Raw genomic sequence first — 21,888 nt, forward strand, 5'->3', positions numbered from 1 at the left:
GATCGACTGCAATTACTTAGTCTCGCGAAGGTAATTCCAAGTCGATCCACACCAGCCGATGGTCCGATGCGGGAAAAGGGTGTGTTCCCACCAGCCCGAAAAGCGGATCGTCGCTCGCCGGCCAAAAGACGCCCGACGCGGCCACCCGCAAGTTGGCGGATGGCAGCACGTAATCGATGTGGAGATTGCCCGGGCCAGGATCGTCGGCGGGGTCGCAGGTGTCGTGGGCCGGATCGCCCTTGTGGCGGGCGTTGGCGCCACCCTGGAGTTTCGCTTGCTCAGCGGCGCCGAGCGAAGCGGGGGGCGGGTACTTCAGCAACTGCGGGGATGTCAAAAGCGCGGCAATGCCAGCGGGGCCGTCGCCGTCGAGCGGGTCGCCGTTGAGGTCGCCGAGGATGATGAAGGAAGCGTCGGGGGCGGGGCGCCCCGGCTCGCTTTTGAGCGGCGCGAGTCCGCCTTTCTCGCCTTGGTCGTCGTAGATGTAGGCGCCCTGCTCTGCTTGTCCTGTGTAGTCGACCCAGAAGCGGATTTCGTCGTGGTTTCGCTTGCCGTTACGATCCTCGGGGCCGTCGAACGTCGGTGGCGTCGGGTGCGAGGCGAGGAGGTGAATCGTGCGGCCGTCAACGAGGATCGGCACGTCCCAGTGGCTCTTAGAAGAAAGCGGAAACTGTTCCAGCGCCGCGGCAGAGTACCAGTCGTGTGGTTCCGGCGTCGCCGGGTCATCGGGAAGCTGAGCGTCGGGCATGTCGCGCCAGCGGAAGTTTTGGAACGTGCGGATGCTTGCCTCGTCGATTGGGTAACGCGAAAGAATCGCCATGCCGTACTGCCCGGCGTAGCGGCCGTAGCCCCAGGCGTCGGCCCCGTAGGCGTCGCTCCCCGGCGTAGCGTCGATTGTGCCATTGCGGCCGAGGTCGAAGCCCGAGTGGCGGCCAGTATTTACCGGGGCGGAGTAGCGGTGGGGGTACTCAATCACTGCGGCGGGGCCAGTCGAAGCGGAGGATGCATGCTGTGGAATGGCGAGATAAATATCGCAAAATGTATTGAGAACCTCATGCTGCGCGTCGTAGTCAATTTCGTTAAGGAGAATAACGTCGGGGCGGACGCGCTGGATGATTTCCGCCAAGTATTTCGCTTGCGGATCGCTGCCGGTTGTTAGGCGATTGAGCACTTGCTCCGCGGACTCTCCGTAAAGCGAAAGGTTGAACGTGGCAACGCGAACCTTCTCGGCGGTGCAAACGCTCGGCAGGAACACCAGCAGCGTTCCAAGAATCCAAGCTGTCGGGTGGTGGGAAGTCATGCAGTTCACGAGGGCTGAGGGATCTGCCCCCGAGGGGGCGAGGCGTGCCAAGAGATCGGGCAATTGTTTGGAGACTACGGGCAGTTGCGGATGTGGGCAGTTGTCGGCGTCACTCGGCGAAGGCGAATCTCAGGCCTGACGTCGCAACTATCTAAGGTGCTTCCAGGTAATGGTTTGAGTAATAGTCGCGTGCCTTAGGACGGGATGTTAAGGGGCGTGCGAGCCGACTCTTCATGCAGTCGCCAGGGGGGTAGGCATAAGCTTTGCTGCTAACGTAGGGCCGTTTGCGCCAACCCGGGTCGTGTGACGATTTGAGGAGAGCTCTTTCCGGGAAAATCCAGGAAATATTTGCTTCCTCTTCATCGAGACGACACAACTGGTTGGTAGAAGTAGGCGGTTACGGGATTTCTCGCCTCATGCGGCGGGCGTCTCATTGTGGCGGGTTAAGGATGGCGGTCAAAGGCGACGGCGAGTTAATCGTCGCTGTCGCAGGCGTCGCCGTCCGCAGAGGCAGTTCGCAGCGTTCCAGCACGCATTGAATATACGCAACTCGACGTTTCAAGATTAGCAAGAGTAAGGAATTGTAGATGATCCAGAGACGCTTCTCTCGATGGGCCTCAAGCATTTTACTAACGGCGTTGGCAAGCAGCGCTAATGCGGCCCCGTACTTTACGGATGGATTCGACTACGCCGATGGTTCGTTGGTCACGAACTCAGCCGGTAGTTGGGTAAGCCACAGTGGTACGGCCGCACAGCTGCAAGTCACTAACAACAAGGCAGACGTCGTTTTCGCGCCAACGGCGACGGCTTCGGAAGATATTAATCGTGCGATGGGCGCAACGCTCGCTCCGGGCAGCACGCTCTACTACGGGGCTTCGTTGAATTTCGAGGATACACGGGCGACGCCGGGAACTGGTTCGCTCGGCACGACTTATTTCATGCACTTCAAGGACTCGGGGACGTTCAACTTTCGCGGTCGTCTGTACATGACCGCGGGTTCGACGCCTGGGACGTTCAAGCTTGGGATCACCTCGTCTTCCGGAAATCTAGCAACGACTTGGGGAAGCGATCTTTCGTTCGGTACGCAGTACACCGTCATGGTCTCCTACACGGCGTCGCTCAATGATCCGCGTGCGACGCTGCCGAATCCGCTCGATCCGCCGAACACAATGCCGAATCCGGGATTTACGGGTCCGCTGACCGGCAGCGACGGTTACGCGAGCCTTTGGGTGAACCCCGTCAATGCTTCCAGCACGAAGGTGACGGATACGGCGCCGCCGGAGAACGTAGCGACGGACCTCACTGAAGGCATGAGTTCGCTCGCATTGCGCCAGGGCGGGAACGGCCCGTCGAAAGCGCACATTGACACGGTTTCCATCGGCTTGAATTTCGACGAGGTGTTAGCTGCCGTAGGGGGCAGCCCAGCGACGTTCAGCCCCGCCGACTTTGATCACGACGGCTTCGTCGACGCGGATGATCTCGCCACTTGGAAAACCGCCTACGGCTCGACGGCCGCCGGCGACGCGAACAACGATAACGTCACCGACGGCGCCGACTTCCTGATCTGGCAGCGTCAATTTACCGGCTCAACGCCGCCAGTGGCCTCGGTTCCCGAGCCGGCGACCTTGTCGATCGGTCTGGCCGCAGCCGTCGGGCTGGTCGCGGCAAGCCGTCGCCGCCGGGCCTCGTAGCAGCGGGTCGACTACCTAAAAACTGAAACCACAGTTTTGGCCCCGTCCATTTCGGACGGGGCCTTTTTCGTGCGCTACGCCGGTGCGGTTAACCGAGCGCTAACGGCTTGCGGATTTTCGAGAGCGTGAATTTCCTTTCAGGAGCGTTGCACGGCGGGTATACTGGGGCTCGCGTAGCCAACCGCCCCGCGTTGCCCGCCGCCGGCAACATTCGCCACGATCCCCAACGTGCTTCGCATGCGGAGCATGCCAGTCGCCTCCCAGGCGATTGAGTTTCTGGAAAGGGGATTCCCGCCGTCCACGCGCTCTCGCGGGTGTTGAGAGTTTTCAGCAAGCAGTCGAGGCGAAATCGTTCCGCTGCTGAGTCGCATGGATCGCGAAGAGTCGACAAGATTGTCGTGGTCAGTCATTCAGCGAACATGATGAATGCATACGTGTCGTGATCAATCGTTTGAGTCCGGTGGGAGAGATCGATGAGCAAGAGTGCTTGGAAACTAAAGTTTGTTCAGTTAACGTTGGGCGTTGTAGCGTCGGGGCTAGCGGCCGAAGTGGCCATGGCCGACTTGTACGTGGTGCGCGTCGGCGATGGCTCTGCAACGTTGTCGCCCGCAGCGACGGCCGCGTTCGTCGAAAAGTTTGCTGACGGCGGCGGATCGGCTGTCTCGACGATTGCTATGCCGACCGCGGCTTCTGGCGCCAACTTCCCGCTGACGACCTCTGGCTCGGCGACCGGGGAGGGGTATCTGTCGCTATCGGGCAACGGCCAGTACTTGCTCATGGGCGGCTATAACGCGGTCCCCCTCGTGTCCGGCATCGCCTCCACGACTTCTCCAGCGGTAAGTCGCGTCGTTGGTCGAATCGAGCTGGCGACGAGTGCGGTCGACACGACGACTTCGTTTACGGATACCTCTTTCAGCGGCGGCGCGATGCGGAGCGTTGCCTCCGACGACGGCGTGAAGTTATGGATGGCAGGCAGCGGCAGTCCCGGTGCGAATGCCGGCGTACGCTATACAACGCTTGGTGCGACTACTTCCACGCAGCTCACCTCGGCGCCAACGAATGTGCGCGTCGCTAAAATTTTCAACGGACAGTTGTATCTTAGCAGCGCCTCCACTACCTACTTCGGCGTCAGTAGCACCGGCGTGGGATTGCCGACCGAAGCCGGCCAAACGTCGACCCTTATCGCCTCCACGGGGGCGGCTAGCTCAAGCTACGATTTTTGGTTTAAGGATGCCGATACGCTGTACGTCGCCGGCGATGCTTCCGCCGCGAATGGCGGCGGCATTCAGAAGTGGACCCAGAGCGGCGGAACCTGGACGCAGCAATATATTCTGCTGAACACTGGCGCCGCGACGACTGGCGTCCGCGGTCTGTCGGGAACCGTCGACGGCAGCGGCAACGCCGTGCTCTACGGGACGACGACCGCCACGAGTGCCAATCAATTGATCTCGGTGGTTGACACCGGGGCCACGGCGACGGCGACGACGCTCGCGACCGCCGCGGCCAACACCGCTTTCCGCGGCGTTGTCTTCGTCGGTTCAGTGGCGCCGCCAGCGAATAACGCCGACTTCAATGGCGACAACGTCGTCGACGGCAAGGATTTCCTCGTCTGGCAGCGTGGCTTCGGTCTGACTGGCCAGCCGAACAAGTCGACGGGCGACGCCAACGGCGACGGCAACGTCAACGCCGCCGATCTCACCATTTGGAAGTCAAAGTTCGGCGGCCCGCCGGCCGAAGTGGCGGTCGGCGCCGTGCCGGAGCCGGCGACGCTGGGCATGCTTGGCATCGCTCTCGCAGCCTTTGCCGGCGTTCGCCGTCGTGCCAAGTAGTTGCCGATTGCAGTAGTTGTGATTTCAATGAGATTGGCCGCACCCGTTGCTCAATGAGCGGCGGGGCGGCCGTTTCTATTTCGTGAGCGTGAATTAAATGTTTCGTGCTGGCAGATTGGCGAGGTGCGTTGCAGCGCTCAGCGCCGCGTTGGTTTGCTTGTGCGTCGCCTCGCCTGCGACCGCGCAGCTGCGTATCGTTACTTACAACACCGCCACTGGGCAGAATCCCGGTACTCAGACCGCGCGGCCTGAGACGTCGATCATCCTGCAAGCGATCGGCGCCGAACTAAAGGCGGGTATCTCGAAGCCGATCGACGTCCTGCTGCTGCAGGAACAGTTTTCGATGCAGGTCACGACGCAATCGTTCGTCGACATGCTCAACAGTATTTACGGCGCCGGCGTCTATGCGCGCAGCACGATCAACGGCGCGACGAGCGATTCGCAGGCTCGCGCTGGACGACCCGGGTTGGTTTACAACACGCAAACGGTACAACTCATCAGCGAACTCGCCTTCGGCAACGTTGGATCGAATGACGGCCTCGACGGCAATCCAGCTCAGCAGCCGCGCTCGACGATGCGGTACCAGTTGCGTCCCGTCGGCTACGATTCGTCCGCCGACTTCTATGCGTACAACAGTCACTACAAAAGCGACACCGGCACGGACAACAACAATCGGCGGTTGGTTGAAGCTCAGTCAATACGCGCTAACTCCGACGCGCTAGGCGACGGCGTCCACGCCATTTACGTCGGCGATTACAACATCCAATCGAGCAGCCAGGCCATGTATCAGCACCTGCTTTCCTCTGGGCCTGGCCAAGCGCTCGATCCGATTAATTCGCCGGGTAGTTGGACGAGCAATTCAAACTTCACGTCGATCCATACGCAGAGCCCGTCGAATTCCTTGCAGTTCACGGGGCAGACGATCGGTGGCGTCGACGATCGCTTTGATTTTCAGCTGATGACGGGCGAAATGCTCGACAGCGAAGGCTTGAGCTACATCCCTGGCACCTACCGCGCGTTCGGCAATAACGGCACGCATGGTTGCTGCAACAATTCGATTGCGGATGGGACGGGAGCGGCGCCGGCAGTGCTTGATGCGCTGACAAAGGCGAGCGATCACCTACCCGTCGTCGCCGACTATCAATTGCCGGCCATCATGGGCGTTCAAGTGGCGGCGATGCCCACGACCGTGACGCTGGGGGCGTCGATCTCCGTCGGCATCACGATCTCGAACATCGCGAACGTCGTTGCCGTGAATGGCGCCGATGAACTCGATTACACGCTCAGCGCCAGCGGCGACCTATTCGGCGGAGCGACGGGGATCGACTTCGCCCTGGGAGGCGGGAATGTACATCAAGTTGGGTTGAACACCGCGACGCCAGGCCTGAAAAGCGGCGTGATCACCGTGTCGAGCAGCAGCCAAGGCGCCGCCCACGCGCTGCAAACGTTCCCAGTGAGCTTCGAAGTCTTCGCGCCATTTCTCGCTGCCGATTTTAACCAGGACGGCTTCGTCGACGGCGATGATCTGACAACCTGGAAAACAAACTTCGGGCTGGCGAGCGGAGCGACGAAGGCGACTGGCGATGCGAATGTCGACGGCATCGTCGATGGCGCCGACTTCTTGCTCTGGCAGCAGCAGTTCAACGCGGCGAGCAGCGCGGCGGTTTCTTCAGCCGTGCCAGAGCCTGCGGCCGGCATCATGGTCGTGGCGGGGCTCGCCCTGCTCTTCCAGCGGCGACGCTCCCGCGGATAGCGAGCGAGATAGAACTCAATCAGAGGCCAAAGACCTCAGTCTTGTCCACCGGCGGACGGATCGTACTCGAAATCCCGCCACTTCATCGCGCGGCGGAACGGTTCGATGCGAAGCATCACTTCGCCGTTCTGAAACAGCCGGACAGTGCCGTTCGACTCGCTGACGCTGATCGCAATCGCTTGCGTGGCGCGACTGATCGAAGCGGCCGCCCAATGGCGGGCGCCAAGGCCCTTACTGAGGGTAATGTCAGCTGCCGGCGCAGAGACATGTTGGCAGGCGGCGACCACAGTGCCGTCCGAGGCGACGACAAACGCGCCGTCGAGCTGGGCGATTTCTTTGATCGCTTCCCGCACCTTCGAGTCGTTGAGTTGCCGTTCGTGCGTGCCGTAGCCCTTTACCGGGTCGAAGCCGAGCGGATGGCAATGCTTCAGCACCATCCGGTGGTCGCCGACGACGAACAGCGTGCCGACCGGTTTCCCTTCGCGACCCTCGCGGCCGATAGCCACCGCCAAGTCGACGGCGGTCTTCAGCGTGTCGAGCGGTACCCGGGTTTCGAGCTGACGCAAATCTTGTGCGGTGAGTCGGCCGAGATGCTCGTCGAGCCGAATGACGCTGAGCGAGTCGATGACGCCGGCTTCGAAGCCGCTGTACATCGCCACGACGCATGCGGCGGGATTGAGCAGATCGTCGGCGACGCTTTCCAGCAGCGCGCGAGTCAGTTGTTCGTAGACGGGGCTGTCACCGGTGACGAGCTGAATCACACTGAAGCCGGCGTCGGCGGCGCCCACGAGGTCAGCGGCCCGATCGGCGGCGAGCAGCACGTTCAGCCCCTCAGTCGCCTGGCGTAGTCGGACCCAATCGAGCGGAGCCTCGAGCAGGAACAGGAGCGAGTCAGCCTCGGCGGTCTTGGCAATCTGCCGCCCAACGTCGCAAAACGTGGCAAGCTGATCGGAGAATTTTGGTGGAGCTGACATCGCTACGCCGCCTCGGGGACAAAAGTCCGGACGGTTCGTCCCCCCGTAGCGAAAGCGATTGCGAGACTCGGCGCCAGCAGCGGCGTCGGCCGAGGTTGCCCCACGCGATCGGCGGCGAGAGAGAGCATGCCGTCGAGATGCTGCAGTGTAGGCGAGCTAGGACGTTCGTTCAATGGCGAGTCGGCGACGAGGCGTTCGATTGTGAGCGATAGTCCACGAATGAATCAGCTGACCAAAGAGAAAGCCGCCAAAGGGTGCACCTCTGATCACCCCTCAGCGCGAACCCTGATCGGGCCTGCCGCTGCTCACTAGCGCTGAGTCGTGCCCGGCTTCTGAGCGACGGGAGCCGGCTGAGGCGCCGCATCGTATGGTCCGAAGGCCAGGCGATCGTACAACACCAATGCATGGATGGCGTGGCCGAGCGGACCAGCTTCCCAATCGCGGGTGCGATTGGCGTGCATGATGTTGGTGAGGTAGTTCACGGCGCGTACCGTCCGGTAGTTATGCAACTGCTCGTCAGAGCCGGCATACACTAGCAGTTCCAGCTGGTGACCGGTCGTCTTCAAACGGCGATCGATGTCGGGATCGGCGCCGGGGCCCTTGAACCAGTCGGTGCTAAAGCTGCCGTCGCTGTTCTGCAGGCGGTAGCAGTAGTTCTGGTAGTTGGCGACGAACTTCTGAGCGGCGGCGTATTGGCCGTCGATCGGCAGGCCAGACGCCTTGCGCTTCTTCACGGCCAGCGCCAAGCCGCCGAGGCGGTGCGTGCCGCCGCAGGCTGCGGTGCGGACCGGTTGAGCCATTTCCTCAGCAATCAGTTTGGGAAAGTCCCACTGCATGCCTTGGTCGTTGACCCACGTGTCGTTGATGTCGAGATAGCGTTGCAGACCAATTAGTTTGAATGTTAGTTCTGTCTTCGGGTAGCAGGTGAGCTTCTCGACTTCGATAAGGTCTTGAACGGTAAAGTCTTTGCCTTCGACCTTCAGCGGATAGTCGGAGCGGACGCGGGCCTGGGCCAGGATCGCGAGCAGCTGGCCATGGTGGCCTTGCAGCGCCGGACCGACTTTCGCACGCAGATCGCCGTCCTCGTTCAGGTACATCAGCGTGCGGTTCTCGCACGGTTGATTGAAGCAAAGCCAACCGACCGCGGTGATCGGTTGCTTGCCAGTTCCCTGCAGCACGCGGCTGTGAACTTCGAAGGCCAGCATCCCGTGCATGACTTCCCACGGGCTCCGTTCCGCGGCGTTGAGCGGACGGGTGTAGTAGTACTTCAGCACCTGGCGGACTTTGTTCCGCAGCATGATCTGATTCTTCGTGAGCGGCGGCAACGCTCGTTGTTGCTGAGTCGGAGGCGTCGGCTCGTCGGAATCTTCGTAATCCTTCGCATCGGTCGGATTTTCGACGCGATCGCTGGGACGCGAGTAGCGATCAGGTTCGCCGAGCGCGACGTTGCCCGCAGTGGAACTGGTTTTGGGCGCTTGGCTGAGCGGCTTGGCAGCACCGGCCGACGGATCGGCGACGGCGGCGCCGGTCATTTCCGGTTCCTGCGGATCGCCGGGGGCGTCGGTGTCCGGCGCCGGCGTTTCCGAGAGTTCGTCGATCGGCGCCAGGTCATTGTCATCCGCCGATTCATCATCAGCGCATGGCGATGGGGCGAGCGTCGGACCGCCGAGCTTAATCGGTGCGTGAAGTCGGACGCCTTCCTGCTCCGTCGGCGCCACCTTCGGCTCGGCAGGTTCGCTGGGAAGCGTTGGCGTCGTCGCCGCGGGCGAAGCGGCGAGCTGCGGTTCCGGCGTCGGCGTCGTGGCTACCGGCGATAGCGAAAACGACGGACCGTCGCTCGAAGTGGATGGCGATGACTCGGGCGTTGTCGGTAGCGACGGGAACTGCGGCTCGGAGAAAGCCTCTTCGGCCGCTTTTTGATTTTTCAGGCTGCTTGAACCAGCCGGGCGCCATTGTCCTGGCGCTGTCGTGGCCGGGGCGTTAGCAGCGACGCGTTGCGGTTGCAGCGTCGGGGCGGGCGCTACTGGAGCGGTCGCTGACGGAAGCGTGGGCGCTGAGGTTGACGTCGAGGGCAGCGTCGGGAACGAAGGTTCCGGAGTTGGCTGCGCGACGACTGCCGTTGGCTTGGACGACGCAGCCGGCGTTTGCGACGACGAATGTGCTGGGCGCAAATCAGGCAATTTGCCGCGGCTGACCATCGACGCAATCGTCGCGTCGAGATCGTTCGACTTTGGCGCCACTTGGGGCGCGAGCGTCGAGGGCGCATGGAACGAGTCGTCGATAGCGTAGCCGGTCGGCAATGTCCCGGCGAGAATCCCCGCCGTTGCCGCCAGCCAACCCGCACGAACATTTTTCAACGCAGATCGTGAGCGCACCGACTTCATCGTTCCCCCCTCAAGCAACTCCCTAATCGAGTACGCGACGACGTTGCGGCAGACGAGTCGCCGCTGCCATGGCGGCAGCGAAGCGTAGTGCCGACAACCATGCGGCGTTTTCCTTCGCATCCCAAGTGAGGGATGGCGGAGACGCACGATCGCGCAGCGGGCCGAATTTAATCCCGCCTCCTTGATATCGGGCGGCGCAGGCCTGAAATTCAACCTGATTGGGGGTGAGAGTTCAGGGGTTACAGAGAAGTAACTCGCTGGAGAGAGCGGAGCCGCGCGTCTGTCGCGCGGCGCGGCAAATTACCAGGAAATATGCTGCTCGCCTTCGCTATCAGAGACTAGGCGAACCAGTTTGAGATCGCTGGCTTCGTTAGATTGCCGAGGTTGCCTCGCCTCTCGCAGTTTTCAACGCACGATGCACGCTCGGCAATCGTCGCGTCGACGAAGAGGCGGCTATTTAACCGTTGTATCGCCCGGCTGAGTAGCGATGCTAGCGGCGGGAGCCGGACCGGCGATGCGGTCTGCGTACTGACGCCATGCTTGCACGTCGTTGCCGAGGTCTTCGTCGGAAACTTTCTTCATGGCCTCGACGCCAGCGTATTGCATCGCTGGGTCGCGGTCTTTGAGCGCGGCGGCGAGGCTGGCGATGCTTTCCTTCGTTTTCATCGCCCCTAGAGCGTCGACGGCGGCGAGGCGAACATCAAGATCGGAGTCCTTGGCGACAAGGTTGCCAAGCGGAGCGATCGCCTTCGGTTCTTTGCGCTTGCCGAGCTCGCGGCAGCAAGTGACTTTGACGTCGCGGTCTTCGTCGTTGAGCCCGGCGATCAGCATCGCAGAGGCCATTGGCGTTTCAAAGTCCGCGACAGTCTCTTGGATGGCGCGCCGGACGATCGGATCAGGCTCAGTGCGAATTTGCAGGGCGAGTTGCTCGCAAGCCTTGGTTTGGGCTTCGCTATCGCCATCCTTCGCGCGGGGGCCCATCTCACGGATCGACGCTGCCCGCATGCCGGGCGTGATGATCGTCGTGTTCTCTTTCGGATCCCACGGCCAAAGCATGCAGCCTGGCGCCGATGCTAGCAGCGCGACAAGCGCCGCGTGCGGAGCCGCCGCGCGGAGAGTCGTCAGCAGTCTCGTCGACATGGTAGATCGGCGTGCTTCGGGCATGGTTAGCTGGAGCGAGAGCGGCGTTATGGTGCGAGCCGGCGGACCGTAACAAAACCGCGCAGGCCCCGCCAGGGCAGGTTGGGTGTAGCGCGCTGACTCGCTCCTCTGCTATCGCTATGCAGCACGCTGCCGACCGCCACCCCACAACGCCCATTTAGCCCCGCCGCCCGCGACTAAATGGCCTTCACGGGGGGATGTGATCGACAGGGTTTACGCCTTAAGCGCTTGATCCAAATCGGCAATCAGATCCCGCACATCCTCGATGCCGCACGAGTAGCGGACGAGGGTTTCAGGAATGCCGAGAGCTGCTCGTTGCTCCGCGGTTAGCTCGACATGCGACCCCGTTGCCGGCGGAGCGACGACCGTTTCCACGGCGCCAAGATTCGCAGCTCGGTGTGCTAGCCGCAGCCGCGGCAGGAATCGCTTCACAGCGTCGAATTCGCCATGAAGCTGAAAGCTCAACACGCCGCCGAAGCCGCCGGTCATTTGCTGCTTCGCAATGTCGTGGTTCGGGTGATCTTCGAGACCAGGGTAGAACACTTTGGCGACGCGCGGGTGCTGCCGCAGATGCCGTGCGACGGTCATGGCGTTGAAATTTTGCCGCTCGACGCGGAGCGCCAGCGTCTTCATGCCGCGAAGCAGCAGGTAGGCTGCCTCCGGATGAAGCGTGGCGCCGGTGATCTCGCGGCGACGGTAGACGCTGTGGACGAGTTCCGCGTCGCCGACCAGCACCCCGCCGAGCGCATCAGCGTGTCCGCCCAAAAACTTCGTGGCGCTGTGAATCACCAAATCAGCGCCAAGCTGCAGCGGCTGCTGATTGATCGGCGTCGCGAACGTGTTGTCGACGACGACGCTTGCTCCGCGCTCATGAGCCCGCCGAGCAAGTCTCGCGAGGTCGAGCACCTTGCACGTCGGATTCGTAGGAGTCTCGAGGTAAAGCACCCGTAGTCCAGCGTCGATCGCTTGTTCGATCGCTTCAGCATTTTCGGTTTGGCAAAGCTCCACAACGACGCCGACGCGCGGAAGGAACTCGCTGAACAGCCGGTTGGTGCCGCCGTAGGTGTCGACGACCGACACGACGCGATCGCCGGGGGCGAGTAGCGTGAAGAGCGTATCGCTAATGGCTGCCATGCCGGTAGCAAAGCTCGTCGCTGCCGCGGCGCCTTCCAACAGGCGGACCTTCTCTTCGAACACGCGGACCGTGGGATTCGTGTTCCGTCCGTAGATGTGGCCGGGCGTTTCTCCGAGAGCGACGCGCCGCCACTCGTCGCAATCGCCGTAGCCAAAGGAGACGCTGTTGACGACCGGCGTCTGCGTCGAGCGTTCCCAGTGAGTTCCCCCCTCCCCTCCCCAAACGGCTTGCGTGGCGCGATGCGCGGAGGCGAGTGGATTCGGTTGCTCGGCGGAGGGCTGCGACTGATGGCTCACGGCGGGAAAGGCTCCTACTCAATCATTGACGAAAGACGCGATGGCGGGGACGCGATCGGCTAGCACCGACAATTTACGCGACCGCTGGGCCGCTATGAAAGGCGTCGACGGTGCGGGTGGGCGTAAGTTGGAGCCTTAGAAAAGGGATGGTCGGGGGCAGAAAACCGGCCGGAGGAATCCGTATCGGCGGAGCGTGTGTCGCCGCCGGGAACTCGCTAGAATCAGACGTACACGGAATCGTTTTCGCGTCGGAGAAGCAGCGATGAGGAGTGAGAGCCGTCAAACGTCGAGCGCTGGCAGTGCGCTTTGCCGATGCTGGCTGCTGCTTCTGCTGGTTCTGGCGCCCTCGATTTCGCTCACCGGTTGCGGCGGTTGCAGCCAGCAGACTCCCACCGAGCAAGCGGCCGAGCGCAAAGCCCGCGAACTCAAAGAAATCGAGGAAGCTAAGAGAAAGCTCGAAGAGGAGCGAAAGAGCAAGCCGTTCATCGTCGGCCATCTAACGCCCCTGCTGAGCGAGAACCTCATCGAGGCAGAGGCGGGCGTTTCGCTGCGGCTGGCCAAGCCGGGGCACTGGGCGACCACTGTCCAACCGATGAAGGCAAACCTCGGCGATTTCGAGGGACGCGTCACCATCGCCGCGGTCGATGCACGCGGAAATCCGCTCGCGATTCCGCACACTTCGTACGAGATGACTTCCAGCCGTCCCGCCGTCTTGGCAAAGGGGATATCGAAGCGGGTTGAGAACGAGCTGCTCATTCCCAGCGACGCGGAGAAGTTGAACGTCTCGTCAGAACTCGTAAACGCGACGGGCAGCATTGCCGACTTGCCGTCGACCGAGCCTTGGACGCTGATGCCGTCGCATCAATATTTCTTGATGGTGCTGGCGCGCGAACCGGCGCGGTATGCGTTCCTCAAAGTCACCGATTCGGTGCAAGGTCCCTACGAGGACGTCAACGGAAGCGAGCAGCCGCACTACCGCGTCGTGCTCGCCGATGGAAACAAACCGTTGCCGTTGCCGCCCAACGTGCTCACCTGGACGAGCGTGGCGTACGTCGTCTGGGACGAAGTGAACCTCGATCAGCTCGATCCCGCTCAGCGGGAGGCACTCGTCGACTGGATTCACTGGGGCGGACGGCTCATGATCAACGGTCCTGATTCACTAGACGCCCTGCGTGGAAGCTTTCTGAAGGAGTACCTGCCGGCCGACGCGGGCGAGCGGACGACCTTCGATCAAAACGCATTGGAAGAGTTTTCCACGGGGTGGGGAACTCGAGTCGACGGGAAGCCGACCGCAGCGATCTCAGTGACACGACCTTGGTCGGGCGTTGAGTTGCAGCCCCGCGCGGGGGCGAAGGCGTTGCCGTTTGCGGATAAGTTGTTCTACGAACGTTCGGTCGGCGCTGGGAGCATTGTCGTCTCCGCGGTGCAGTTGGCCGAGCGCGACCTTGTCAACTGGCCTGGTTTCGACGGATTTTTGAATGGCGCCCTGCTCCGCCGCCCGCCGCGGGAATTCAGCGTCGAGGATGATGGCGCCTGGACGGGACTGCAAACGCGGTGGGTCGGCGCCCACGATCGCGTCCGCGACGCCTACTTTACGACGCCGCTGCGGTGGTTCGCGCGCGACGCCGCGACCAGCGCGAATGTTCGTAGCGTTTCCGAGCCTGTCAATGGTTTGCAGAACCAACAGCTCGGCTACCCGATGGGCCAGCCGTATGCCGAGATGACGCTTAAACCTGACCGCGCGGGCGGCCTGGGCGAGTGGAACGAATTTGGCCCTGTGGCCGACGCCGGTCGCAACGCGCTGGTCGAGGCAGCCGGAGTGCGCGTTCCTGGGGCGAGTTTCGTCGTCATCTGCTTGGCGATTTATCTCGTCGTGCTGGTGCCGCTCAATTGGATGGTGTTTTACGCGTTGGGTCGCGTGGAATGGGCTTGGGTTAGCGCACCGTTGATCGCTTTGGCCGGCACGTTTGCCGTCGTGCGGCAGGCACAGCTCGACATCGGCTTCGTCCGCTCGCAGACCGAGATTGCCGTGATGGAACTGCAAGGCGATTTGCCGCGCGGACACCTAACGCGGTTCACAGCGATCTACTCCTCGCTCTCCGATACTTACGATTTAGAGTTTGAGAACAGCTCGGCCGTTGCATCGCCGTTTCCTCGCGACGATCGCTGGAATCCCGCGATCGGCGATGTGCTGTCGACTGTAGCATTCGAGAAGTACGACCAGCCGCGGTTGCGCGGCGTCGAAGTCTCTTCAGCGACGACGCAGATGATTCATAGTGAGCAGATGTTGCCGCTCGACGGACCAATTCGGCTTTCGTCGCAAAGCAACAATCCGCGATTGCTGCAGGTCGACAACGAGTCAGGTTTCGATTTGACCGACGTCGCGATCGTCTTTCGCGATGGTTCGACCGCCGTCAAGCGTGCCGCGTCTGAATCGTCCGCAGAGGTGCAGCGAGAAAGCTGGAGCAAGTTGAAGGGCTTCTGGATCGGCGACTTGAAAAGCGGCGACGGCAAACTGCTGCAGAAGCTCGAACCGTTGTTGGTCGCGGAGGGCGAGCTGCCCTTCGCTGACGAACGGGCGGCGGCGAACAAACTGGCGAGTAGCGAACCGTTGAACGTCGACCCCTTGCTGCGGCTGGCGTTTTGGTTTCCGCAACTCGATGACCCGATCCACGGAGCTCGCGATGAATACCGTCTCATCGGCCGCATCAACAAGGTCCTTCCCGGCAACGTCGTCTCGCCAGCCGCCTCGCAATCGACCGGTTCGTCTGTCGTGATTGCACATCTCCGTTTAGGAGAAGCCGCCACGGCCGAGCCTGACCGCAATAGCCCCCGCGACGTGCAGCCGGCCGGGCGGAAGAATGCGTATGAAGAACCGCCTGCTGAGGATTCTCCGGCGGAAGAACAGGAACAGTAACGAGGCCGTCAGTTGCCGGTGGTCAGTTGTCAGTTCCTTAGAACTCGGACTCGCGAAGTAGCAACTGACCACGGACGACTGGCGACGGACCCACTTCACATGATCGAACTAAAAAACTTCGGCAAGCAATACGGTGACTTCACCGCCGTCGAGAACCTCAATCTCAAAATTGAGGCGGGAGAGATGTTTGGCTTTATCGGGCCGAACGGCGCCGGGAAGAGCACGACGATTCGCTTTCTGGCGACGCTCCTCAAGGCGAGCCACGGCGAGGGGACGGTCAACGGACACAGCGTGACGAAAGATCCGATCGCCGTGCGGCGGAGCGTTGGCTACATGCCCGACAACTTCGGCGTCTACGACGGCATGAAGGTGTGGGAGTTTCTCGACTTCTTCGCCGTCGCCTATCAGGTGCCGAAGTCGCGTCGGAAGGCGGTGCTCACCGACGTGCTCGAACTCCTCGATCTCACCCACAAGCGGGACGACTTCGTCAACGGCCTCTCGCGCGGCATGAAGCAGCGGCTCTGCCTGGCGAAGACGCTGGTGCACGATCCGCCCGTGTTGATCCTTGACGAACCGTCGAGCGGCCTCGACCCGCGCGCCCGTTTGGAGGTGAAGGCGCTGCTGAAAGAGCTGCGGCGGATGGGAAAGACGATTCTCATTTCTAGTCACATCCTCACGGAACTTGCTGACTGCTGTACCTCGATTGGCATCATCGAACGCGGCCAATTGCTGCTGCACGGCCCAATCGAAAAGGTCTACCGCCAGATTCAGCGCAACCGCACGCTCGAGGTTCGCTTCGCCGGCGACCCAGCGGCCGGGGTGAGTTTGATCCGCAGCGATCCGAAGGTGCAACAAGTCATTGAAGACACGCGCAGTTGCACCGTCGAACTTGATGGCGGCGACGAAGACGTGCAGCGGTTGCTGCGTCAGCTCGCGCTCGCGGAGTGCGGCGTCGTTTCCTTTGCCGACAAAGAGCCGACGCTGGAAGACGTGTTCATGCTCGTCACGAAAGGGTTGGTGACTTGAACTTGCCGCTATACGCCGGCTAGTTCCAGCACCTTCGCGGCGATCGCGGCGATGTCGCTACGCGGCACGCGCGGAATCGGCAGGTCGATCGCGTCGTCGCTCACAATCGCCTTGATCTGCGGGTCGTACGGCGCCATCGGTTCCGAACCGACCACGGCCCGCCAGACTTCGATCTTCGTCCCCGCGCAGGTCGTGTCGCCCTCGACGAGCACAAGGTCGCAGTCGGCGAAGTGGGGCGCAAATTCCGCGTAGCGATCGTAGGCGCCATCTGCCGGCGCTTCTTCGCGCGGCCATTCCGGAGGCCAGAAGACGGCATTCATCGACCGCGACAGGATCGCCGAAACGCACGCTCCCGCTTCGCGATGTCGGTGCGAATCTTTTCCGGGCGTGTCGAGTTCATGCGCATGGTGCGTGTGCTTGATCGTACCGACGCGCAGTCCGCACGCTGTCAGATGCTCGACGAGCTCGACCATCAGCGTCGTCTTGCCGTTGTTCTTGCGGCCGAGAATGTGGATGCGCTTCATCGATCGAGATAGCCGAATTTGCAGGGAAGATTAGCGATTGCGGATGGCCGAACGGCTCGTTTTTCAGGCGATTTGCCGTGATCGGTCGGGTTGACGCGATTGTGCGGCCACGTCTCAAGATAAGCGTCGCGGCTCCCCTACGGTATTCCACTTGTAACCTAAGTTTACATGAATGGAGATTGTTGCTCCCCCTGGCGGACATCGTATGCGCGCAAGCACCCTGGAACCACCGAAAGACGACCTGCTCGAATCGCTGTTAGGCGGCGATGCGTACCGACCTCCCGAGCCGCAAACGCTCGAGGAAACGGGCCTTTCGCCCGTGGTGATCGAGACGCTGATTCTGAAATACTTGCTGCAGGTCGGTTCGGCGTCGGGACGCGAGATTGCCGGCCGGATTTGTTTGCCGTTCCGTCTGCTCGAAGACCTTCTGCTGAGCCTTCGCGGCAGGCAGATGCTGATTCATAAAGGCCAGTCGCAACTGAGCGACTACTACTACGCGCTCACCGACGTCGCCGCCGAACGTGCTCGCGTCGCGGCAGCGGCATGCAGCTACGTCGGTCCAGCGCCCGTGCCGCTTGACGATTACATCGTGTCGGTCGAAGCGCAGACGATTCGCGCTGAAGCGGTGCGTCGTCGCGACGTCGAACAGGCGTTTGGCGACGTGTCTGTCGATGCCCCGACGATGGAACTGCTGGGCCCGGCGATCAATTCTGGCGCGGGGCTGTTCCTGTACGGCTTCCCGGGCAACGGTAAGACGACAATCGCCAAGCGGATCACGCGCTGCTTCGGCCAGCACATGTGGATTCCGCAGACGATCGTCGAGGATGGCCAGATCATCAAGTTGTACGACGCCGCGTTTCACGAAGCGGTACGGGCGACCGAGTCGAACATCATTAAAGTCGCTGCTCACGATCAACGTTGGATTAAGATTCGCCGCCCCACGGTGGTCGTCGGCGGCGAGCTGACGATGGACAGCCTCGAGATTCGCCACGATGCGAATACGAATGTCAGCGAAGCATCGCTGCAAATGAAGAGCAATGGCGGTTGCTTGCTGATCGACGACTTTGGTCGGCAGCGGATTGAACCGGCGGCGCTGCTCAACCGCTGGATCGTCCCGCTAGAGAATCGGCACGACTACCTGACGCTTGCTACCGGCAAGAAGATTCAAGTTCCGTTCGATCAGTTAATCATTTTTTCGACGAACCTCGAACCAACCGATCTGGCCGACGAGGCGTTCCTCAGACGCATTCCCTACAAGATCGAGATCGTGGACCCGTCGATCGAAGAGTTCCGCAAGTTATTCCAATCAGCCTGCTTGGCGATGGGCTGCCCCTATCAGCCGCAGGCCGTCGACTATTTGGTGCAAACTCACTACCGGCCGTACGGCCGACCGCTGCGTCGTTGTCATGCCCGCGATTTGCTGGCGGCGGCGGGGAACTACTGCGTCTTCAACGATACGCCGATGCAGCTGACGCCCCAATTGCTCGACCGCGTCGCCAAAAGCTATTTCACCGCTCTCAACGGTTAGTTAACCATCGCTGGATGATCTCGTGCACGACTCCGACCGCCAACCGCCGACGCTGCCTGGCTACACGCTGACCGCGCGTCTCGGCGCGGGCGGCTACGGCGAGGTTTGGCTTGCGCAGGCGCCGGGCGGCGTGCCGAAGGCCGTCAAGTTTATTTTCGGCTCGTTCAACGACCGCCGTGCCGAGCATGAACTGCGGGCTCTGCATCGCATCAAGTCGGTACGGCATCCATTCTTACTCTCGCTAGAACGCATTGAGGTAGTCGACGACCGCTTGGCCATCGTTACCGAGCTGGCCGACTCGAGCCTGAAGGACCGCTACGACGAGTGCCGTCGCCAAGGGCTGCCCGGCATCCCACGCAGTGAGTTGCTCGGCTATATGCACGATGCGGCGGAAGCGCTCGACTATCTCAGCGAACGGCACTCGCTGCAGCATCTCGACGTGAAGCCGGAGAACCTGCTGCTCGTCGCGGGGCACGTGAAGGTCGCCGACTTCGGCCTCGTGAAAGAGGTCGGCAAGACGCAGGCGTCGCTCGTCGGCGGATTGACCCCGCTCTACTCGTCGCCCGAAGTGTTTCAAGGGATGCCGGGCGCTCGCAGCGATCAGTACAGTCTGGCGGTCGTCTACCAGGAAATGCTCACCGGCACGCCGCCGCTGGCTGGCGCGAATGCCGCCGAACTGACGATGCAGCATTTGCAGGGCGAAGCGAACCTTGCTCCGCTGCCAATGTCGGATCGGTTCGCGATTGCCCGAGCGCTTGCGAAAGATCCGACGCAGCGATTTCCAAACTGTAGCGCGATGATCGACGCATTGCTCGCTCAATCAAGCGCGAGTGCACAACCAAGCGATGCGGCCGAATTCGCTGGCCCTGAACCGTCGGACGGCCGGACGTTTAGCGACTTCGGCTCCGCTTTGCCGGAACGCCGCGCTGAACAGCGCCCTGGGCCGATGGAGCCGCTATTCGCCGGCCCGCATGCGGAAACGCAATTCGAAGCAGCCTGGGGCGATCCCGCGAATGAGTGGGGAGCTGCTGAGCAGGCGCCCGACGAACCCGCGGAGCCGCACCGCGTCGATGCGGTGGAATTCTCCGCAGAGGGATTCTCAAGCCGGCCGACGCTGGTGATCGGCATCGGCGGTGCGGCAGCTTGCGTGATGCGCCGTTTCCGCGCACGCGTGGCGAGAGAACTCAGCGAAGAGGCGGCCGCTGCCGTCCAACTGCTGCTGTTCGACAGTGATCCGCGCGAGATCTCGGCGGCGCTGCAAGGAAACGAGCGCAACGCTCTGCGACCAAACGAAGCGATGGCGCTGCCGCTCCGTCGCCCGCAAGAATACCGCGAAGACTCGGCGCTGCTCATGCGGTGGTTGAGTCGCCGCTGGCTTTACAATATTCCCAAGTCGTTGCGGACCGAGGGCCTTCGTCCGTTGGGGCGTTTGGCTTTCGTCGATCACGCACAGCGCGTCGAGGAACGCCTGATTGGTGCGATTCAGGGCGCCGTCGCTGCTCAAGACGTTGGCAACGCATCGCCGCGAATTTATTTGGTCGCGTCCGTGTCGGGCGGTACTGGCAGCGGAATGTCGCTTGATCTCGGTTACGCCATTCGCTCCGCACTCGCGACGCTCGGCATCGACGACGGCGAAGTCGTGGGGCTGTTCCTACACTCGACTGATCGTGATCCGCGGCAAGCGGAACTTGCTCGCGTGAACTCGTGCGCGTGGCTGCGAGAATACAACCACTATCATCGAGCAGCCGGCTCCTATCCCGGCGACGAAGCGTGCGGGCTGCCGGCGCTCGCGCCAGCCTGCAAGGCGTTCGATGCGGCTTACTTCCTCAACTTGGGCGATGGGCTCAAGGAAGAGGCATGGAGCGAGGCGACCGCCGACGTGGCCGAGTATCTCTACCTCGACGCGGTGACGCCAGCCCAGCAGTTCTTCGCCGCCTGCCGCGAGCAAGCGAAGCCGGGCGACGAAGCCACCTTGCGATCGTTCGCCGTAACGACCGTCTCCGCTGCGGCCGACGACGCCATTGAAGCCGCCGCTCAGTTGATTAGCCGTTCGGTGGTCTGTCGCTGGTTGGGCGTGCGAACTAACGGCGAAGCCGGCAAGAACGTAGCGCCGACTGCTGTGGCAGGCGATGCGCCGGCAAGTCAGCTGCCGACGCTTGAGCACTTGGCGTCGCAGACACGCAAGCTGATCACGCAGACTCTCGCCGATTCGGCGAGCCTGCAACGGTCGGAGATGGGGCTGAGCGAGCGAATCGCCGCCGTCAATGCAGACTTCGCAGCGCCAGATGATCGCCCTGGAGCATTCGTCGGTGGCCGGCCGCTAGAGCAAGTCGCCGCGCCGATTGCCCAGTCGATTGCCGCCACGATGTCGACGGAGGTTATGGAGCAAGTTGATTCGCTGGGGCTTCGCGTGCCTGGCGCCGAGGCTGCCATTGGTCGGTGGCGCGGAGATTTGCAGCAGCTCGACGCCGAAGCATCGAAAATCGCCGCGGCACTTTCGCAGCAAGCGGCGGCGATGGCGATGCAGATTGATCGCTGGCAGCGCGAGCGAAGCAACACGAGCGCGTCGACGGCGCGCGAACAGGAACTATGCGACGGCTATCGCGATCTCCGCACGGATCAGCACTCATTGCTGGCGGTGGCGCTCGTCGCCAAACGTGCGTTGGCGGAGCTGCGCGGCGTCGGCGATCGCATCGGCGAACTCGCCCGGCAACTTAAGGGGATGCTCGCTCGGTTCCCTGCTGATGCGCCGCAAGGAGAGCCGAGCGCTTTTACCGGACTACTATCGAAGCAACTCACGTCGCTTTGCGATCGCGTCGACGAGCGGCTTGAGCAATCATTCACGCAGCCATCCGGCGGACTCATCGCGGTGGCGATGGGCAGCCCGCGGGTGCGAGAGCAACTGGTCGTCGAACTAACGAAGGCCGCGACGCGGCAGGCCGAGCAATTGGCCAGTTCGCCGACGCTCGCCGCTGGCGCCTCATTCGCCGCCGAAACGGATGCCAGTGATCCTGGGATCGATTCAAGCCAACTGCCGCACGTTCTGCCGCTAAATTCAACGTACGCGGTGCTAGAAACACGCCCCAGCGCTATCGCGGGGATCGCTGTGCAGCAGGCGAGCGCGAACGGCGTGACGACGCTCGTAGGCGTCGGTTCGCAGACAGTCCGCTGCGTCGAATCGTGGAACCTATCGCCGTCGCGGACGGCGCTCGATTTGGTCGACCGCCGTCGAGATTGCTTGGAGTTTGCCGATCGAGTGAGCAGTCGCTGCGACGTCGATTGGATTCCGCTGGCCGCTCCTCCGCGCCGCATGCCTGCGGTGGCCGCCGTCCCGTTTGAAGCGTCGCCGATGGCGATGACGCAAGTGCTGTAG

At 62.2% G+C, this 21,888-nt stretch carries 13 protein-coding genes; 7 read left to right on the top strand and 6 right to left on the bottom strand.

Translation table 11 applies throughout. The features are described 5' to 3' along the window. Positions 1-16: 16 nt before the first annotated feature. On the bottom strand, positions 17-1,297 hold the full coding sequence (locus ACQY7R_RS22950) for an endonuclease/exonuclease/phosphatase family protein (RefSeq protein WP_428307882.1): 1,281 nt from the start codon (positions 1,295-1,297) through the stop codon (positions 17-19). A 587-nt stretch (positions 1,298-1,884) separates the two neighbouring features. On the opposite strand from ACQY7R_RS22950, the gene ACQY7R_RS22955 reads away from it, so the two are divergent. The 3 genes from ACQY7R_RS22955 to ACQY7R_RS22965 all read left to right on the top strand — a co-directional run bounded on the left by ACQY7R_RS22955 (position 1,885) and on the right by ACQY7R_RS22965 (position 6,570). Further along, positions 1,885-2,988 (top strand): PEP-CTERM sorting domain-containing protein, encoded by a 1,104-nt coding sequence (locus tag ACQY7R_RS22955; RefSeq protein ID WP_428307883.1) that lies wholly within the window; start codon positions 1,885-1,887, stop codon positions 2,986-2,988. Positions 2,989-3,461: 473 nt separating this feature from the next. Next, on the top strand, positions 3,462-4,817 hold the full coding sequence (locus tag ACQY7R_RS22960; RefSeq protein WP_428307884.1) for a dockerin type I domain-containing protein: 1,356 nt from the start codon (positions 3,462-3,464) through the stop codon (positions 4,815-4,817). Positions 4,818-4,914: 97 nt separating this feature from the next. Beyond that, a complete protein-coding gene (locus ACQY7R_RS22965) occupies positions 4,915-6,570 on the top strand; it encodes a hypothetical protein (RefSeq protein WP_428307885.1) in 1,656 nt (551 codons plus the stop codon). Positions 6,571-6,605: 35 nt separating this feature from the next. Here ACQY7R_RS22965 and ACQY7R_RS22970 read toward each other — a convergent pair whose 3' ends face one another. The 4 genes from ACQY7R_RS22970 to ACQY7R_RS22985 all read right to left on the bottom strand — a co-directional run bounded on the left by ACQY7R_RS22970 (position 6,606) and on the right by ACQY7R_RS22985 (position 12,520). Next, on the bottom strand, positions 6,606-7,544 hold the full coding sequence (locus ACQY7R_RS22970) for a DNA integrity scanning protein DisA nucleotide-binding domain protein (RefSeq protein WP_428307886.1): 939 nt from the start codon (positions 7,542-7,544) through the stop codon (positions 6,606-6,608). Positions 7,545-7,852: 308 nt separating this feature from the next. Beyond that, the gene (locus ACQY7R_RS22975) at positions 7,853-10,048 is read right to left on the bottom strand and encodes a hypothetical protein (protein WP_428307887.1); all 2,196 of its coding nucleotides are present in this window, start codon (positions 10,046-10,048) and stop codon (positions 7,853-7,855) included. A gap of 333 nt (positions 10,049-10,381) precedes the next feature. Beyond that, positions 10,382-11,068 (bottom strand): HEAT repeat domain-containing protein, encoded by a 687-nt coding sequence (locus ACQY7R_RS22980; RefSeq protein ID WP_428307888.1) that lies wholly within the window; start codon positions 11,066-11,068, stop codon positions 10,382-10,384. A gap of 234 nt (positions 11,069-11,302) precedes the next feature. Beyond that, positions 11,303-12,520, bottom strand: a complete 1,218-nt coding sequence (locus ACQY7R_RS22985; protein WP_428307889.1) for a cystathionine gamma-synthase family protein — start codon at positions 12,518-12,520, stop codon at positions 11,303-11,305. 262 nt (positions 12,521-12,782) lie between these two features. On the opposite strand from ACQY7R_RS22985, the gene ACQY7R_RS22990 reads away from it, so the two are divergent. Together ACQY7R_RS22990 and ACQY7R_RS22995 are read left to right on the top strand one after the other, a co-directional pair. Next, positions 12,783-15,437: a hypothetical protein gene (locus ACQY7R_RS22990; protein ID WP_428307890.1), complete on the top strand. Its 2,655-nt coding sequence runs from the start codon at positions 12,783-12,785 to the stop codon at positions 15,435-15,437. 99 nt (positions 15,438-15,536) lie between these two features. Further along, on the top strand, positions 15,537-16,463 hold the full coding sequence (locus tag ACQY7R_RS22995; RefSeq protein ID WP_428307891.1) for an ATP-binding cassette domain-containing protein: 927 nt from the start codon (positions 15,537-15,539) through the stop codon (positions 16,461-16,463). Positions 16,464-16,471: 8 nt separating this feature from the next. On the opposite strand, the gene mobB is transcribed toward ACQY7R_RS22995, so the two are convergent. After that, positions 16,472-16,987 (bottom strand): molybdopterin-guanine dinucleotide biosynthesis protein B, encoded by a 516-nt coding sequence (gene mobB / locus ACQY7R_RS23000; RefSeq protein ID WP_428307892.1) that lies wholly within the window; start codon positions 16,985-16,987, stop codon positions 16,472-16,474. 205 nt (positions 16,988-17,192) lie between these two features. On the opposite strand from mobB, the gene ACQY7R_RS23005 reads away from it, so the two are divergent. Both ACQY7R_RS23005 and ACQY7R_RS23010 read left to right on the top strand, forming a co-directional pair. Next, a complete protein-coding gene (locus ACQY7R_RS23005) occupies positions 17,193-18,515 on the top strand; it encodes an AAA family ATPase (protein WP_428307893.1) in 1,323 nt (440 codons plus the stop codon). Between the two features lie 22 nt (positions 18,516-18,537). Then, the gene (locus ACQY7R_RS23010; RefSeq protein ID WP_428307894.1) at positions 18,538-21,888 is read left to right on the top strand and encodes a tubulin-like doman-containing protein; all 3,351 of its coding nucleotides are present in this window, start codon (positions 18,538-18,540) and stop codon (positions 21,886-21,888) included.

It is taken from the genome of Lacipirellula sp., assembly GCF_965279485.1.
GTDB lineage: Bacteria > Planctomycetota > Planctomycetia > Pirellulales > Lacipirellulaceae > Lacipirellula.

Excerpts from the sequence above, each read along its gene's own strand:
- ACQY7R_RS22950 (WP_428307882.1), bottom strand. The coding sequence starts at position 1,297 with ATGACTTCCCACCACCCGACAGCTTGGATTCTTGGAACGCTGCTGGTG.
- ACQY7R_RS22955 (WP_428307883.1), top strand. The coding sequence starts at position 1,885 with ATGATCCAGAGACGCTTCTCTCGATGGGCCTCAAGCATTTTACTAACG.
- ACQY7R_RS22960 (WP_428307884.1), top strand. The coding sequence starts at position 3,462 with ATGAGCAAGAGTGCTTGGAAACTAAAGTTTGTTCAGTTAACGTTGGGC.
- ACQY7R_RS22965 (WP_428307885.1), top strand. The coding sequence starts at position 4,915 with ATGTTTCGTGCTGGCAGATTGGCGAGGTGCGTTGCAGCGCTCAGCGCC.
- ACQY7R_RS22970 (WP_428307886.1), bottom strand. The coding sequence starts at position 7,544 with ATGTCAGCTCCACCAAAATTCTCCGATCAGCTTGCCACGTTTTGCGAC.
- ACQY7R_RS22975 (WP_428307887.1), bottom strand. The coding sequence starts at position 10,048 with ATGCGAAGGAAAACGCCGCATGGTTGTCGGCACTACGCTTCGCTGCCG.
- ACQY7R_RS22980 (WP_428307888.1), bottom strand. The coding sequence starts at position 11,068 with ATGTCGACGAGACTGCTGACGACTCTCCGCGCGGCGGCTCCGCACGCG.
- ACQY7R_RS22990 (WP_428307890.1), top strand. The coding sequence starts at position 12,783 with ATGAGGAGTGAGAGCCGTCAAACGTCGAGCGCTGGCAGTGCGCTTTGC.
- ACQY7R_RS22995 (WP_428307891.1), top strand. The coding sequence starts at position 15,537 with ATGATCGAACTAAAAAACTTCGGCAAGCAATACGGTGACTTCACCGCC.
- mobB (WP_428307892.1), bottom strand. The coding sequence starts at position 16,987 with ATGAAGCGCATCCACATTCTCGGCCGCAAGAACAACGGCAAGACGACG.
- ACQY7R_RS23005 (WP_428307893.1), top strand. The coding sequence starts at position 17,193 with ATGCGCGCAAGCACCCTGGAACCACCGAAAGACGACCTGCTCGAATCG.